Below are 18,148 nucleotides of genomic sequence, written 5' to 3' on the forward strand. Positions count from 1 at the left end.
TAAGTTCGCGCCTCGTCGGAGGCGCCGCGAGCAGCGGGAGGCTGGTCTACCGGTGAGCAACGGTGACGCTGTGCAGCAGGTGTCGAGGCTCGGTTTCTGGCGTGATCGCCTCGCCTCGGCGCCGAAGGAGCTGGCGCTGCCGGTCGACCGGCCGTACCCCGCCGAGCCCGTCGCCGCGGTGACGCGCACCCGGCCGTTGCCCGAAACGGACGAGCTGACGCTCCTCGCCGCGTTCACGGTGCTGCTGTCCCGGTACGCGGGAACCACCGACCTCCTGCTCGGGATCGGCGCGCTGGTGCCGCTGCGGGTGGATCTCGGTGGCTCGCCCGGATTCGCCGACGTCGTCGCGCGCGTGCGTGCGGCGCGGGAAGAGGCGCTGGCGCACGAGGTGCCGTTCGCCGACCTGGTCACCGAGCTCGAGCCGGAGCCCGGGAGGGGTGGCTCGCTGCTCGTCAACGTCGGCTTCCACGCCGGGACCGACCTGCCGCTCGACCTGAACCTGACCACCGGCGGCCTGCGCTACCGCCCCGACGTGCTCGACGAGTCCACTGTGGACCGGATGCTCGACCACCTCGGCCACCTCCTCGCCGAAGCGGCGGAACGTCCACAGTGGCCGGTGGAGCGGCTCGCCCTGATGTCCGCGCCGGAGCTGCACCGGATCCTGGCCGGGTGGAACGACACGGACCTCGCCGAGCCGCTCTCGACCCTGCCGGAGCTGTTCGCCGCCCGGGCCCGGGAGACCCCCGGCGCCGTCGCCCTCGTCTTCGAAGACGAAGAGCTGACCTACGCCGAGCTGGACGCGCGCGCCAACCGGCTCGCCCACGTCCTCGTCGGCCGCGGCGCCGGGCCGGAACGAGTCGTCGCCCTCGCCGTCCCGCGTTCGCTCGACATGATCGTGGCCGAGCTGGCGGTGCTCAAGGCCGGTGCCGCCTACCTGCCGCTGGACCAGGACTACCCGGCCGAGCGGATCGCCTTCATGGTCGCCGACGCCCGCCCGGTGTGCGTGGTGACCACCAGCGACCTCGCCGGCCGCTTCGACGGTGACGTCCTGCTCCTCGACGAGACGGACCTGACCGGCGTCCCGGCCACCGGCCCGGCCGCGCGGATCGTCCCGGCGAACGCGGCCTACGTCATCTACACGTCGGGGTCGACCGGGCGGCCCAAGGGGGTCGTGGTTTCCCACGCGGGCGTGGCGAAGCTGGTGGCGACGCAGACCGAGCGGTTCGGCATCGGGCCGCACAGCCGGGTGCTGCAGTTCGCGTCGCCGAGTTTCGACGTCGCGTTCTGGGACCTGTGCCTCGGGCTGCTCTCGGGCGGCCGGCTGGTCGTCGTCCCGGCCGAGCGGCGGGTGCCCGGCCCCGAGCTGGCCGAGTACGCCCACGCCAAGGGCGTCGACTTCATGATCCTGCCGCCGGCTCTGCTCGCCGAGTTCCCGGAGGATTGCGATCTGCCGCGGGACAGCGTCCTGCTCGCGGGCACCGAGCGCGTGTCGCCGGAGCTGGTGCGGCGGTGGGCGCCGGGGCGGCGGATGTTCAACGCCTACGGGCCGACCGAGGCCACGACCAACTCGACGCTCGGGCTCTGCGACCCGGAGATCGCGCCCGGCTCGGCCGTGCCGATCGGCGTCCCCGACCCGGGCACCCGTGCCTACGTCCTCGACGCGCACCTCGCGCCGGTCCCGGTCGGCGTCGTGGGCGAGCTGTACCTCGCGGGTCCGGGGCTGGCGCGGGGTTATCTCGGGCGGCCGGGGCTGACGGCGGAGCGGTTCGTGGCGGACCCGTTCGGTTCGGGCGGACGCCTTTACCGCACGGGTGACCTGGTGAAGTGGTTGCCGGACGGCCGGCTGGTGTTCCTGGGCCGGGCGGACGACCAGGTGAAGATCCGCGGTTACCGGATCGAGCTGGGCGAGATCGAGTCCGTCCTCGCCGAACACCCGCGCGTCGGGCAGTCGGTCGTCGTCGCGCAGGACGGCCGGCTGATCGCCTACGCCGTGCCGGTGCCCGACCGCGACCAGGCGGCCGAGCAGGGCCACGTCGACGAATGGCACGACGTCCACGAAGAGATGCTCGCCGGTTCCCAGGGCATCGAGGAGAACTTCGCCGGCTGGAACTCCAGCTACGACGGTTCGGACATCCCCCTCGCCGAGATGCGGGAGTGGCACGCGGCGACGATCGAGCGGATCCGGTCCCTCGAACCGAAGCGGGTGCTGGAGATCGGCGTCGGCAGCGGGCTCATCCTCTCGCGGATCGCGCCGGACGCCGAGGAGTACTGGGGCGTCGACCTTTCCGAGAGCGCGATCGAGAACGTCCGGCGCGAGGTCGCGGCGACACCGTTCGCGGGCAAGGTCCACCTGGCCGCGCGTCCGGCGCACGACCTCGGCGAGCTGCCCGGCGAGCCGTTCGACACGGTGATCATCAACTCCGTCGCGCAGTACTTCCCGAGCGCCGATTACCTCACCGAGGTGGTGAAGACCGCGGCCGGTGTTCTGGAGCCCGGCGGGACGATCTTCCTCGGCGACATCCGGAACCTGCGTTCACTGCGGGCGTTCCGCACCGCCGTCGAGCTGCGGCACGGCCGGGGCGACGTCGCCGCGGTCGACCAGGCCATCGCGCGCGAGGGCGAGCTGGTGCTCGACCCGGACTTCTTCCCGGCGCTGGCCCGCGGTCTCGACGGGTTCGACGACGTCGACCTGTGGGTCAAGCGCGGCCACGCGCACAACGAGCTGACCCGGCACCGCTACGACGTCGTGCTGCGCCGGGGTTCCCGGCCGGAGCCGGCCGAAGAGCAGGTCGTCGCGTTCGGCGATCTCGGTGCGGTCGAACGGTTCCTGGCGGCGGAGGCACCGGAGCGGCTGCGCGTCACCGGCGTCCCGGACGCGCGGCTGTCCGGCGAGCTGGCCGCGGTCCGCGCCCTCGACGCAGGCACCCCGGCGGCCGCCCACGAAGCCCTCGACGGGCGCGACGGCGTCGACCCGGAAGCCCTGCACCGGCTCGGCGACGCCGCGGGCTACCGGGTCGCGGTGACCTGGGCCGCCGAAGCCGGCGAGCTGGAAGCCGTCTTCTCGAGGGGGGAGGACGGCACCGCCTACCGGCCGGGACGCTGGAGTGGTGCGCCCGGGTCGTACGCCAACAACCCCGCGGCGCGGCGGGAGACCGGTGCGTTCGTGGCGTCGCTGCGCGCGCACGTGCGGGACCGGCTGCCGCTGTACATGGTGCCGTCGGCGTTCGTCGTGCTGGACAAGCTGCCGGTGCTGGCGTCGGGGAAGCTCGACCGCAAGGCGCTGCCGAGCGCCGAGCGGTTCACCGCCGGGCCGGGCCGGGCGCCGCGCAACCCCGTCGAGCAGCTGCTGTGCGAGATGTTCGCCGACGTCCTCGGCGTGCCGCAGGCCGGCCCGGACGACGACTTCTTCGCCCTCGGCGGGCATTCCCTGCTGGCCACCCGGCTGATCCAGCGCATCCGCGCGGCCGTCGGCGCCGAGGTGCCGGTGCGCGCGGTGTTCGACGCGCCGACCCCGGCCGCCCTCGCCGAACTCCTCGCCGGGGCCGTCACCGGGTCCGAACGCCGTCCGCTCACCCGCGTCACCGAGCGGCCCGAGCGGCTGCCGCTGTCGTTCGCGCAGCAGCGGCTGTGGTTCCTGCACGGACTCGAAGGCGGGTCCGCGACCTACAACGTCCCGCTCGTCATGCGCCTGTCCGGCGAGCTGGACGTCGACGCGCTGCGCTGGGCGCTGAACGACGTCCTCGCCCGGCACGAAGCCTTGCGCACGACCTTCCCCGTCACCGACGGGGTTCCGTACCAGGAGGTCCTGCCCGAAGGCACGGTCGAACTGACCGTGCGCGCAGTGTCCGATGTGGATTCCGCAGTGGACTCCCTCGTGCGCGGGGTGTTCGACCTCGGCGCCGGCGTGCCCGTCCGCGCGGAGCTGCTGAGCGCCGGCCCGCGCCGGCACGTGCTGGTCCTGGTGGTGCACCACATCGCCGCCGACGGCTGGTCGCTTTCGCCGCTCTGGCAGGACATCGCCACGGCGTACCGCGCCCGGCTCCGCGGCGACACTCCCGGGTGGACACCGCTGCCGGTGCAGTACGCGGACTACACGCTCTGGCAACGCGAACTCCTCGCGGCCGAAGAAAGCACCCAGCTCGACTACTGGCGCGGCGCCCTCGACGGCCTGCCCGAGCGGATCACCCTCCCGCTCGACCGCCCGCACCCGGCCGTCTCCGCCTACCGCGGCGGGTTCTTCACCTTCGCCTGGGACGCCGGGCTCCAGGCCGGGCTCGCCGACCTCGCACGGGCGTGCGGCGCGAGCCCGTTCATGGTCGTGCACGCGGGCCTGACCGCGCTGCTGTCCCGCCTCGGCGGCGGCACGGACATCCCGATCGGCACCCCGATCGCGGGCCGCACCGACCCGGCGCTCGACGACCTGGTCGGGTTCTTCGTCAACACCTTGGTCCTGCGCGTGGACACCGGCGGCGACCCGTCCTTCCGCGACCTCGTCGCGCGGGTGCGCGAGCGCAGCCTGGACGCCTACGCCCACCAGGACGTGCCGTTCGAGCGGCTGGTCGAGGTGCTGAACCCGGCGCGGTCGCTGGCGCACCACCCGCTGTTCCAGACCATGCTCGCCTGGCAGAACACGCCCGGCAGCGGCGTCGAGCTGCCCGGGCTGACCGTCACCGAGCAGCCGGTCGGCACCGGGACGGCCAAGTTCGACCTGTGGTTCTCCTTCACCGAACGCGCCGACGGGCTGCACGGCCAGGCCGAGTTCAACGCCGAGGTGTTCGACCTGGCCACCGTGACCGGCCTCCTCGACCGGCTGGAGGTCCTGCTCCGCCAGGTCGTCTCGGCCCCGGACCGCCGCCTCGGGGCGCTCGACGTGCTCACGCCGGCCGAGCGCGACGGTCTCGAAGCGACCTGGTCGGGCGCGGCCGGGGACGTGCCCGCGGTGACCGTGCCCGAGCTGTTCGCGGCGCAGGCCGCCCGCACGCCGGACCACCCCGCGCTGGTCTTCGAGGAGGAAGAGCTCAGCTACGCCGAGCTGGACGCCGTCTCGAACCGCCTCGCCCACGTGCTGGCCGCGCGGGGCGCCGGGCCGGAACGCGTGGTCGCCCTCGCGCTGCCGCGCTCGACACACCTGGTGACGGCGATCCTCGCCGTGCTCAAGACGGGCGCGGCCTACCTGCCGCTCGACCCGGGCTACCCGGCCGACCGCATCGCGTTCATGCTCGAAGACGCGGCCCCGGCCCTGGTGCTGGCCGTCGAGGAGACCGCCGTCCCGGGCGCGCTCCTGCTCGACGACCCCGGCACCCTCGCCGACGCCCCGGACACGCCGCTCGATGTCGTGCTCCGGCCGGGCAACCCGGCGTACGTCATCTACACGTCCGGGTCGACCGGCCGCCCCAAGGGCGTCGTCGTCCCGCACGCGGGGATCGTCAACCGGCTGCTGTGGATGCAGGGCGAGTACGGCCTCACCGGCGACGACCGCGTGCTGCAGAAGACGCCGTCCAGCTTCGACGTCTCGGTGTGGGAGTTCCTCTGGCCGCTGCTCACCGGCGCCACGGAGGTCCTCGCGCGGCCCGACGGGCACAAGGACCCCGCCTACCTGGCCCGGCTGATCCGCGACCGCGGGATCACGACCGTCCACTTCGTCCCGTCGATGCTCCAGGTCTTCCTGCAGGAACCGGCGGCGGGGGAGTGCACGAGCCTGCGCCGGGTCCTCTGCAGTGGCGAGGCGCTGCCGCCGGACGCCGTCGCGCAGTTCGGCCGGGTGCTCGACGCCGAACTGCACAACCTCTACGGCCCCACCGAAGCCTCGGTCGACGTCACGGCCTGGCGGACGTCCACTGTGGACGTCACCGTCCCGATCGGACGTCCGGTGTGGAACACGCGGACCTACGTGCTCGACGCCGCCCTGCGCCCGGTCCCGCCCGGCACCCCCGGTGAGCTGTACCTCGCCGGGGTCCAGCTCGCCCGCGGCTACCTCGGCCGGCCCGGGCTCACCGCGGAGCGGTTCGTCGCCGACCCGTTCGGCGCGCCCGGCGCCCGGATGTACCGCACCGGCGACCTGGCCCGCTTCCGCGCCGACGGCGTCCTCGAGTTCCTCGGCCGCGGCGACGAGCAGGTCAAGATCCGCGGCTTCCGCGTCGAGCCCGGCGAGATCGCCGCGACGCTGTCCGCGCACGACGACGTCGCCCACGCGGTGGTCGTGGCCCGCGAAGACCGCCCCGGCGACGTCCGCCTGGTCGGGTACGTCGTGCCCGCCGACCTGTCCCCTGGGGACGAGACCGAGCAGGTCGGCGAGTGGCGCGAGCTGTACGACTCGATGTACGCGAGCGCAGCCGACGAATTCGAAGGCTGGAACTCCAGCTACACCGGCGAGCCGATTCCGCGGGCCGAGATGCGGGAGTGGCGCGACGCGATCGTCACGCGGATCCGGTCGCTGAAGCCGAAGCGCGTGCTGGAGATCGGCGTCGGCACCGGCCTGGTGCTGACCGAGCTGGCTCCGGACTGCGAGTCCTACTGGGGCACGGACTTCTCCGCCGAGGTCATCGCTTCCCTGGGCGCCCGGGTCGCGGCCGACCCGGCGCTCGCCGGGCGCGTCGAGCTGCGCACCGGAGATGCCGCCGACGTCACCGGGCTGCCGTCCGGATTCTTCGACACCATCGTGCTCAACTCCGTCGTCCAGTACTTCCCGAGCGGGACCTACCTCCTGGACGTCGTCCGGAAGGCACTGGACCTGCTCGCCCCGGGCGGGGCGCTGTTCGTCGGCGACGTCCGCGACCTGCGTCAGGTCCGGGCGTTCCACACGGCGGTGGCCGAAGCGCGCGGGGGTGACGTCGAGCAGAACCTCCTGCGGGAGAAGGAGCTCCTCGTCGCGCCCGAGTTCTTCGCCGGGCTCGACGGGGTCGCCGCGGACATCCGGGTCAAGCGCGGCCGGGCGGTCAACGAGCTGACCCAGTACCGCTACGACGTGGTGCTGCGCCGCGGTTCGGTGGAGGTCCCCGAGGTCCCGGCGCTCGCGTGGGGTACCGATCTCTCCAGCGTGGACGAGGTTGCCGGCCCGAGCCGGATCGAACGCGTTCCGAACGGCCGCACCGCAGCGGGCGGGGTGGACCCTGAAGACTGGTACGCGTTCGGCGACGCGCACGGCTACCGCACGGTGGTCACCTGGTCCGCCGAGGGCGACGGATCCGTCGACGTCGTGTTCACGACCGGCGAGACCGCCGGTGCGTTCCGGCCCGGCCCCGGCCCGCTGCTGTCCTACACCGGCAACCCCGGCCGGTTCCGCCGCGTCAGCACGCTGTCCGCGGACCTGCGGGCGCTGGCCGCCGAACGGCTGCCGGAGCACATGGTGCCCTCGGCGATCGTCGTCCTCGACGCGCTCCCGGTGACCGCCAACGGCAAGCTCGACCGCCGGGGCCTGCCGTCGCCCGACCCGGTCGCGCCGACGTCGGACCGCGAGCCGCGCACGCCGCTCGAGCGGCAGCTGTGCGAGCTGTTCGCCGACGTCCTCGGCCTGCCGCGGGTCGGCCCGGACGACGGCTTCTTCGCCCTCGGCGGCCATTCGCTGCTGGCCACCCGGCTGATCGCCCGGATCCGGACGTCCCTGAACGCCGAGCTGGAAGTCCGGTCGGTCTTCGAGACGCCGACCGCCGCGGGCCTCGCCGGGGTGCTGGCCACGGCCGGCGGGTCCGCCCGCCCGCCGCTGGTCCGGCAGCCCCGGCCCGAGCGGGTGCCGCTGTCCGGCGCCCAGCAGCGGCTGTGGTTCCTGCACCACCTCGAAGGACCGTCGGCCACCTACAACGTGCCGCTGATCATGCGCCTCGACGGCGACCTCGACGTCGAAGCGCTGCGCGCGGCGCTCACCGACGTGGTCGCCCGGCACGAAGCCCTGCGCACCCGCTTCCCGCAGCGGGACGGCGTGCCGTACCAGGACGTCCTCCCGGCCGAAGACGTCAGCCTGCCGGTGCGCGAGGTCGCGGACCTCGACGCGGCCCTTACCGGCCTCGTCCGCGGGCCCTTCGACCTCGAGCACGAGGTGCCGGTGCGCGCGGAACTGCTCCGCCTGGGCGCGCGCGAGCACGTGTTCGCGCTGGTGTTCCACCACATCGCCTCCGACGGCTGGTCGATGGCCCCGCTGTGGCGCGACATCGCCACCGCCTACGCCGCCCGCCGGTCCGGCGAGACTCCACAGTGGACTCCGCTGCCGGTCCAGTACGCGGACTACACGCTGTGGCAACAGGAACTGCTCGGCCGCGAGGACGACCCGGACAGCGTGCTCAGCGCGCAGCTGGACTACTGGCGCGACGCGCTCGACGGCCTGCCGGACCGGATCGAGCTGCCGCTGGACCGGCCGCACCCCGCGACCGCGACCTTCCGCGGCGAGCTGCACACCTTCGGCTGGGACGCCGGGCTCCACACCCGGTTGGCCGAGCTGGCCCGCGAGTCCGGCGCCAGCGTGTTCATGGTCGTCCACGCGGCCCTCGCCGCCCTGCTCACCCGGCTCGGCGCGGGCACCGACGTGCCGATCGGCTCGCCCATCGCCGGGCGCACCGACCAGGCGCTCGACGACCTCGTCGGGTTCTTCGTCAACACCCTGGTGCTGCGTGTGGACACCGGCGGCGAACCGTCGTTCCGCGACCTCGTGGCCCGCGTCCGCGAGCGCAACCTGGACGCGTACGCCCACCAGGACGTGCCGTTCGAGCGGCTGGTCGAGGTGCTGAACCCGGCGCGGTCGCTGTCGTACCACCCGCTGTTCCAGGTGATGATCGCCGGGCAGAACAACACCCGCGCCGAGGTGACCCTGCCCGGCCTGACCGTGTCGGAGATCCCGGTGACCACCGGGACGTCGAAGTTCGACCTGGCCATCTCCCTGACCGAACGGGAAGCCGGGATCGACGGCGTGCTGGAGTTCAACGCCGACGTCTTCGACCACGCCGGCGCGGACGCGATCCTGAGCCGCCTCGAAGTGCTGCTGCGCGCGGCCCTGGCCGAGCCGGACCGGCCGGTCGGCGCGCTCGACCTCCTCACCGGGGACGAGCGGGACCGGGCGCTCACCGAGTGGGCCGGGTCGCTCGACCCGGCGGGCACGGAGACGTTCCCCGCGATGTTCGCCCGCCGCGTCGCCGACGCGCCGGACGCGGTCGCGCTCGTCTTCGAGGACGAGGAACTCACCTACGCCGAGGTGGACGCGCGCGCCAACCGGCTGGCGAACCTGCTGCTCGCCCGCGGTGCCGGCCTCGAGCGGGTGGTCGCGCTGGCCGTGCCGCGGTCGGTCGACATGATCGTCGCGGAGCTGGCCGTCCTCAAGGCCGGGGCCGCCTACCTCCCGGTCGACGTCGACTACCCGGCCGACCGGATCGCCTTCATGACCGAGGACGCGGGCCCGGTCTGCGTGGTGACGACCCGGGACGTCGAGGCGAAGCTGCCCGCGAGCCTGCCGCGGATCCTGCTCGACGACCCGGCACTGGCCGAATCGTCCACTGTGGACCCGCGGGTGCCGGTGCGGCCGGAGAACGCGGCCTACGTGATCTACACGTCCGGCTCGTCCGGGCGGCCGAAGGGCGTCGTGCTCCAGCACTCCGGCGTCGCGAAGCTGGTTGCCACGCAGGTCGAGCGGTTCGGCGTCGGGCCGCACAGCCGGGTGCTGCAGTTCGCGTCGCCGAGTTTCGACGTCGCCTTCTGGGACCTGTGCCTCGGGCTGCTCTCCGGCGGCCGCCTGGTGGTGGTGCCGGCCGAGCGCCGGGTCGCCGGGCCCGCACTGACCGAGTACGCGCACCGGCACGCCGTCGACTTCATGATCCTGCCGCCCGCGCTGCTCGACGCCATGCCGGCGGACCTCGACCTGCCGACCGACAGCGTCTTGCTCGCGGGTACGGAACGGGTGTCGCCGGAGCTGGTGCGGCGGTGGGCGCCGGGGCGGCGGATGTTCAACGCCTACGGCCCGACCGAGGCCACCACCAACTCCACGCTCGGCGAGAGCGACCCGGCCGAGCTGGCGGACGCTACGGTCGTCCCGATCGGCATCCCGGATCCCGGCACCCGGGCCTACGTGCTCGACGCCGGGTTGCGGCCGGTCCCGCCCGGCGTGGTGGGGGAGCTGTACCTCGCGGGCTCGGGCCTGGCGCGGGGTTATCTCGGGCGGCCGGGGCTGACGGCGGAGCGGTTCGTGGCGGACCCCTTCGGTTCGGGCGGACGCCTTTACCGCACGGGCGACCTGGTGAAGTGGCTGCCGGACGGCCGGCTGGTGTTCCTGGGCCGGGCGGACGACCAGGTCAAGATCCGCGGTTACCGGATCGAGCTGGGCGAGATCGAGTCCGTGCTCGTCGAGCACCCCGCGGTCGGGCAGGCGGTCGTCACCGCGCAGGACGGGCGGCTCATCGCCTACGCCGTGCCCTCGGCCGGGCGCGACGAAGAAGCGGAGCTGGAGCACGTCGGCGAGTGGCGTGAGCTGCACGAGAACGTCTTCACCGACGCGGCGGCCGGCGGGCTGGAGGAGAACTTCACCGGCTGGAACTCCAGCTACGACGGCACCGAGATCCCCCTGGCCGAGATGCGCGAGTGGCACGCGGCGACGATCGACCGCATCCGCTCCCTCGCGAAACCCGCACTTTCACGTGAAAGTGCGGGTTTGGGGCGGGTGCTGGAGATCGGCGTCGGCAGTGGCTTGATCCTGTCCCGGCTCGCGCCGGACGCCGAGGCGTACTGGGGTGTCGACCTGTCCGAGAAGGCCATCGCCAACCTGCGGCGGGAGCTGGCCGGGACGCCGTTCGCGAGCAAGGTCCACCTGGCCGCGCGCCCGGCGCACGACCTGGGCGAGCTGCCCGACGAACCGTTCGACACGGTGATCGTCAACTCGGTCGCGCAGTACTTCCCGAGCGTCGGCTACCTCGCCGAGGTGATCCGCACGGCCGCCGCGCGCGTCCGGCCGGGCGGGGTCGTCTTCCTCGGCGACATCCGCAACCTGCGCTCGTTGCGGGCGTTCCGGACCGCGACCGAACTGCGCCACGGCCGCCGGGACACCGCGGCCCCCGACCAGGCGATCGCCCGCGAAGGCGAGCTGGTGCTCGACCCGGACTTCTTCGCGGCGCTGAGCCGGGAGCTCGACGGGTTCGACGACGTCGACCTGTGGGTCAAGCGCGGCCACGCGCACAACGAGCTGACCCGGCACCGCTACGACGTCGTGCTGCGGAAGGCGCCGAAGCCGGCGCCGCCGGCCGAAGACGTCATCGCGTTCGCTTCGCTCGAGGAGCTGGCTGAACGGCTCGAGAAGCGGCCCGCGCGGCTGCGCGTCACCGGGGTGCCGAACGCGCGGCTGTCCGGTGAGCTGGCCGCCGTCGCGGCGCTGGCCGGCGGGGACGCCGACGCCGCACTGTCCGCTTTGGACGGCGAGCCGTCCGGAGTGGACCCCGAAACCCTGCACGCGCTGGGCGAACGCCACGGCTACCGCGTCCACGCGACGCTCACGGCGGACGCAGGCACGCTGGAGGTCGTGTTCACCACCGGTGCGCCGATCCGGATCCACCGCACCCGCCCGGTCCGGGCCACCCTCGAGGCGCTCGGCAACCACCCGGCCGGGCAGCGGGACACGAGCGCGCTGGTGGCGGCGCTGCGGGCGCACGTGCGCGACCGGCTGCCGCAGTACATGGTGCCCTCCGCGTTCGTGCTCCTGGACCGCCTGCCGCTGCTGGCTTCCGGCAAGCTCGACCGCCGCGCGCTGCCGAGCCCGGACAAGCAGGCCGCCGGCACCGGACGGGCGCCGCGGACCCCGGTCGAAGAAGTCCTGTGCGGCCTGTTCGCCGAAGTCCTCGACACGGCCGCGGTCGGCGTCGACGACGACTTCTTCGCCCTCGGCGGGCATTCGCTGATGGCGACCCGGCTGGTCGCGCGGCTGCGCGCGGTCTTCGGCGTCGAACTCCAGGTGCGGTCGGTGTTCGAGACGCCGACCGTGGCCGGGCTCGCCGCGCTGCTCGCCGCCGCCGACGCCTCGGCCGCCCGGCCCGCCCTGGTGCGCGCCGACCCGCGGCCGGCGGTGCTGCCGCTGTCGTTCGCCCAGCAGCGGCTGTGGTTCCTGCACCGCCTCGAAGGCCCGTCGGCGACGTACAACATGCCGACCGCGGTGCGGCTCACCGGCGCCCTCGACGCCGACGCGCTGCGCACCGCGCTGTCCGATGTGGTCGAACGCCATGAAGCCCTCCGCACGGTCTTCCCCGAGGTCGAGGGTGAAGCCCGGCAGCGGGTGCTCGACGACGTCACGATTCCCCTGCCGGTGCGCGAAGTCACCGGCGCGACGCTCGCCGACGCGGTGTCGGAAGCGGCCCGGACGGTGTTCGAGCTGGAGTCCGAAATCCCGCTGCACGCGGAACTGCTCCGCCTGGGCGCCCGGGAACACGTCCTCGTGCTGGTGTTCCACCACATCGCCTCGGACGGCTGGTCGACCGCGCCGCTGTGGCGGGACCTCGCCACCGCCTACACCGCCCGCCACGCCGGTGAAGCTCCTCCGTGGACGCCATTGCCGGTGCAGTACGCCGACTACACGGTGTGGCAGCGGGACGTCCTGGGCGAGCCGGTGATCGAACCGCAGCTCGACTACTGGCGGCGCGCGCTGGCGAACCTGCCCGAGCGCATCGAGCTGCCGACCGACCGGCCGCACCCGGCGGAGGCGTCCTACCGCGGTGAGCAGTTCGCCTTCGGCTGGGACGCCCGCCTCCACAGTGGACTCGTCGACCTGGCCCGCGCCTGCGGGGCCAGCGTGTTCATGGTCGTGCACGCCGGGCTCACCGCGGTGCTCACCCGGCTCGGCGCGGGCACCGACGTCCCGGTCGGCACGTCCATCGCCGGGCGTACCGATCAGGCCGTCGACGACCTCGTCGGCTTCTTCGTCAACACCCTGGTGCTGCGCGTGGACACCGGGGGCGATCCGACGTTCCGCGACCTCGTGGCCCGCGTGCGGGACCGCAGCCTCGACGCCTACGCCCACCAGGACGTGCCGTTCGAGCGTCTGGTCGAAGCGCTGAACCCGGCGCGCTCGCTGGCGTACCACCCGCTGTTCCAGACGATGCTGGCGTGGCAGAACAACGCGGTCGCCGACCTGACCCTGCCGGGGCTGACCGTCGCCGAGGAGCCGGTCCGCACCGGTACCTCGCGCGCCGACCTGGTGTTCTTCGTCGGCGAGAGCCCGGGCGCGCAGGCCGGGATCCGCGGCACCGCCGAGTACAACAGCGACGTCTTCGACCGCGCGAGCGTCGAGGCGATCCTGACCCGGCTCCGGACCTTGCTGACCGCCGTCGTCGCCGACCCGGACACCCGGATCGGCGCGGTCGACCTGCTGACCGACGCCGAACACGACCAGCTCACGCCCGATCCCGCGACACCGCTGCCCGCGGAGACGGCCGCCGGGCTGTTCGCCGCGCAGGTGAGCCGGACCCCGGACGCCGTCGCGCTGGTGTTCGGCGGCGAGCGCGTGACCTACGCCGAGCTGGACACGCGGGCCACGACGCTCGCCCGGGCGTTGCTCGCCCGGGGTGCCGGGCCGGAGCGGGTCGTCGCGGTCGCGCTCCCGCGCTCGGCCGAGCTGGTCGTCGCACTCTTGGCGGTGCTCAAGACCGGTGCCGCCTACCTGCCCCTCGACCTCAACCACCCGGCCGAGCGCGTCGAGCTGATGCTCACCGACGCCGCGCCGCACCTGGTCATCGCCGAGGACGGCTTCGGCGACCGGCTGGTCCGGCCGGGTGACACCGGGCCGGCACCGGTGTGGCCGTCGATCAGCCCGGACCACCCGGCGTACGTGATCTTCACGTCCGGCTCGACCGGCCGCCCGAAGGCGGTCGCCGGCACCCAGCGGGCGCTCGCCAACCGGCTGCACTGGGGCCGCGACGCCGCCCGGGGCGTCCGCGTGGCCAAGAGCGCGCTGACGTTCATCGACGGCTCCACCGAGCTGCTCGGCGGCCTCGTCGCGGGCGACAGCGTGGTGCTCGCCGACGACACGACGGCCACCGACCCGATCGCGCTCGCCGAGCTGGTCCGCACGTCCGGCGCCCAGGTGCTGACCGTGGTGCCGAGCCTCCTCGACACGTTCGCCGAAGACACCGAAGCTGACGCGTTCGCCTCGGTGACCACCTGGATCACCAGTGGCGAACCGCTTTCCGGGGCCCTCGCCGAGAAGGTGGCGCGGCGGTGGCCGTCGGCGGAACTGGTCAACCTCTACGGCTGCTCGGAAGTCGCGGGCGACAGCCTGGCCCAGGTCTGCGGCCCGGTGGCCATCGGACGGCCGGTCGCGAACACCCGCGCGTACGTCCTCGACGCCGGTCTCCGGCCGGTCCCGCCGGGCGTCCGCGGCGAGCTGTACCTGGCCGGCGCCGGGCTCGCCCGGGGTTACCTCGGCCGTCCGGCGCTCACCGCGGAACGGTTCGTCGCGTCGCCCTTCGAGCCGGGGGAGCGGATGTACCGCACCGGCGACGTCGTCCGCCGCCGTCCCGACGGCGCCCTCGACTTCGTCGGCCGCGCCGACCAGCAGATCAAGATCCGCGGCTTCCGCGTCGAGCCCGGCGAGGTCGAGGCCGTGCTGACGACGGACACCGCGGTGGCCCGCGCGGTGGTGATCGCCCGCGAGAACCGGCTCATCGCCTACGTCGCACCGTCGGGCGACCCGGCCGCGTTGCGGGCGGCAGTGGCCGCGCGGCTGCCGGAGTACGCGGTGCCTTCGGCGATCGTCGTGCTGCCGGAACTGCCGGTCAACGCCAACGGCAAGCTCGACCGCGCCGCGCTGCCCGATCCGGCGGTCCGGACCTCGGGCCGCGTCGCGCGGACCCCGGCCGAGCAGGCGCTGTGCGAGCTGTTCGCCGACGTCCTCGGGGTGCCCGCGGTCGGCCCGGACGACGGCTTCTTCGCCCTCGGCGGGCATTCCCTGCTGGCGACGCGCCTGGTCAGCCGGATCCGCGCGCTGCTCGGCGTCGAAGTGCCGATCCGGGCGGTGTTCGACGCGCCGACCCCGGCCCGGCTCGCCGAAGTCCTGGACCCGGGCCGCCGCAGCCGCCCGGCGCTGGTCCCGGCCGAGCGGCCGGCCGTCCTGCCGCTTTCGTTCGCGCAGCAACGGCTGTGGTTCCTCGATCGCCTCGACGGGCCGTCCGCGACCTACAACATCCCGTGGGCGTGGGAGCTGACCGGGCCGGTCGACGCGTGCGCGCTGGAGGCGGCAGTGCGCGATGTCGTGGCGCGCCACGAGGTTCTGCGGACGCTGTTGGTCGAAGAGCAGGGCACCCCGCACCAGATCGTGCTCGACCCCGCGGATGACCGCGCCCGCCCGGCTCTCGTGACGGAAACGGCCACCGACCTCGACGAGCGCGTCACGGCGGCGGCGTCGTACTGCTTCACCCTCGACGCCGAAATCCCGATCCGGGCGACCCTCGTCTCGGCCGGGACGGAGCGGCACGTGTTCGTGCTGCTGGTCCACCACATCGCGGGCGACGGCTGGTCGCTGCCGCCGTTGAAGCGCGACCTCGACACCGCCTACGCGGCCCGGCTCCGCGGTGAGCGTCCACAGTGGACGCCGTTGCCGGTGCAGTACGCGGACTACACGCTGTGGCAGCGCGAGATGTTCGGCCGCGCCGACGACCCGGACAGCCTGCTCGGCCGGCAGGCGGCGTTCTGGCGGGACACCCTCGCGGGCCTGCCCGACGAGCTGGCGCTCCCGGCCGACCGGCCGCGCCCGGCGCGCTCGACCAACCGCGGGGCCGCGGTGCCGTTCACCGTGCCCGCGGAAGTCCACCGTGGACTGCGCGCGCTGGCGAACGTCAGTGGCACCAGCACGTTCATGGTGCTGCAGGCGGCGCTGGCCGCCCTGCTGACCCGGGTCGGCGCGGGCACCGACATCCCGCTGGGGACGCCGGTGGCCGGCCGCACCGACCACGCGCTGGAGGACCTCGCCGGCTTCTTCGTCAACACCCTGGTGCTGCGCACCGACACCGGCGGCGACCCGACGTTCCGGGATCTCCTGGCCCGCGTCCGGGAGGCCGACCTCGCCGCGTACGCGCACCAGGACCTGCCGTTCGAGCACCTCGTCGAGCTGCTCAACCCGGCGCGGTCACTGGCCCGGCACCCGCTGTTCCAGGTCATGCTCGCGGTGTACCACTCCGGCCGGGAGCGGGAACGGCTGCTCGGCCTCGACGCGGCCTACCGGGACACCGGGCTGCGGCAGGCGAAGTTCGACCTGTCCTTCGACCTGGTCGAAACCCCCGACGGCATCGAGGGCGACCTCGAATTCAGCCTCGACCTCTTCGACGAGCCGTCCGCCCGGACGCTCGCCGAACGCCTGGTGCGGCTGATGACCGCCGTCGTCGCGGACCCGGACCGGCCGCTGAGCCGGATCGACGTCCTCGAAGCCGGCGAGCGGGACCGGATCCTGCGCGAGTGGGGGAGCGGCGCCCCGCTGACGACGTCGGCGCCGACGGTCGTCGACCGGCTGGCCGCGCAGGTGGCGGCGACGCCGGACGCGATCGCGCTGAGCGACGCGGATTCGAGCGTCACGTTCGCGGAGTTCGCCGCGCGGACCGACCGCCTCGCGCGGTGGCTCGCGTCGCGGGGAGCGGGCCCCGAGAAGGTCGTGGCGCTCGTGCTGCCGCGGTCGGCGGCCGTCGTCGAGGCGATCTTCGGCGTGTTCAAGACGGGGGCGGCGTACCTGCCGGTGGACCCGGACCAGCCGGCCGGCCGGATCGCCGCGATCCTCGCCGACTCCGGCGCCGCGCTGGTGCTCACCAGCCGCGCGCTGGCGTCACCGGTGCCGGGTGCGCTGTTCGTCGAGGACGTCGTGGACACCGGCGCGGCCTTGAAGCCGCCGTCGCCCGCGAACCCGGCGTACGTGCTCTACACGTCCGGCTCGACGGGCAAGCCCAAGGGTGTCGTGGTCCCGCACGCCGGCCTGGTGAACCTGTTCCACAGCCACCGCGAGACGCTCTACCGCCCGGCGGTCGCCGCGGCGGGCGGGCGGCGGCTGCGGGTCGGGCACGCGTGGGCGTTCTTCTTCGACGCGTCCTGGCAGCCGCAGCTGTGGCTGCTCGACGGGCACGAGGTGCACGTCGTCGACGACGAAACCCGCCGCGACCCGGCGCGGCTGGCGGCGGTGGTGCGCGAACGCGGGCTCGACTTCCTCGAACTCACGCCGTCGCACTTCACGCAGCTGGCCGAGGCGGGCGTGGTCGAGGACGGGCAGTGCGCCCTCGGCGTCGTCGGTGTCGGCGGGGAAGCCGTGTCCCAGACGTTGTGGGAGACGCTGCGGTCGATGCCGGGCACGGCGGCGTACAACCTCTACGGGCCGACCGAGGCCACCGTCGACGTGCTGGTCGGCCGGTTCGCCGATGCCGAGCGCCCGGTCGTCGGCCGCCCGGTGCACAACGCCCGCGCGTACGTCCTCGACGGCGGCCTGGCGCCGGTTCCGGCCGGGGTGCCGGGCGAGCTCTACCTGGCCGGCGCCGGGCTGGCCCGCGGGTACCACGAACGTCCCGCGCTCACCGCGGACCGCTTCGTCGCCGACCCGTTCGGGCCGCCCGGGGAACGCATGTACCGCACTGGTGACCTCGTGCGCTGGCGGCCGGACGGGCAGCTCGAATACCTCGGGCGCACCGACGACCAGGTCAAGATCCGCGGCTTCCGGATCGAACCCGCGGAGATCGAGACGGCGCTGACCCGGCACGAAGACGTCGCCCAGGCGCTCGTCGTCGTCCGCGAGGACCGGGACAAGCGCCTGGTCGCGTACACGACGCCGTCGACCGCGGACCCGGTGCGGCTGCGGGAGTTCGTGGCCCGCTCGCTGCCGGAGTACATGGTGCCGGCGGCGATCGTCCCGCTCGACGCGTTCCCGGTGACGCCCAACGGGAAGCTCGACAAGGCCGCGCTGCCGGTGCCCGAGTTCGGAACCCGGGGCCGGGCCCCGGAAACACCCCTGGAGAAGTCCCTCTGCGAGATCTTCGCGGAGGTCCTGGACGTCGCCGCCGTCGGCGCCGACGACGACCTGTTCACCCTCGGCGGTCACTCGATGCTGCTCGTGGTCCTGCGCAACCGGATCACCGGGCGGCTCGGGACGGAACTCCCGATCGCCGAGTTCTTCCGCACCCCCACCGCGGCGGGCCTCGCCGCGCTGTTGACCCGAGACCCGAGGTAA

Annotated in this window: 1 protein-coding gene; it reads left to right on the forward strand. The window is 73.9% G+C overall.

Going from position 1 to position 18,148, the window contains the following annotated elements; all coding sequences use genetic code 11:
• The first annotated feature begins 52 nt into the window (after positions 1-52).
• On the forward strand, positions 53-18,148 hold the full coding sequence (locus tag AB0B33_RS14025; RefSeq protein WP_360770889.1) for an amino acid adenylation domain-containing protein: 18,096 nt from the start codon (positions 53-55) through the stop codon (positions 18,146-18,148).

This window comes from Amycolatopsis sp. NPDC049159 (genome assembly GCF_040648295.1).
GTDB lineage: Bacteria > Actinomycetota > Actinomycetes > Mycobacteriales > Pseudonocardiaceae > Amycolatopsis > Amycolatopsis pretoriensis_A.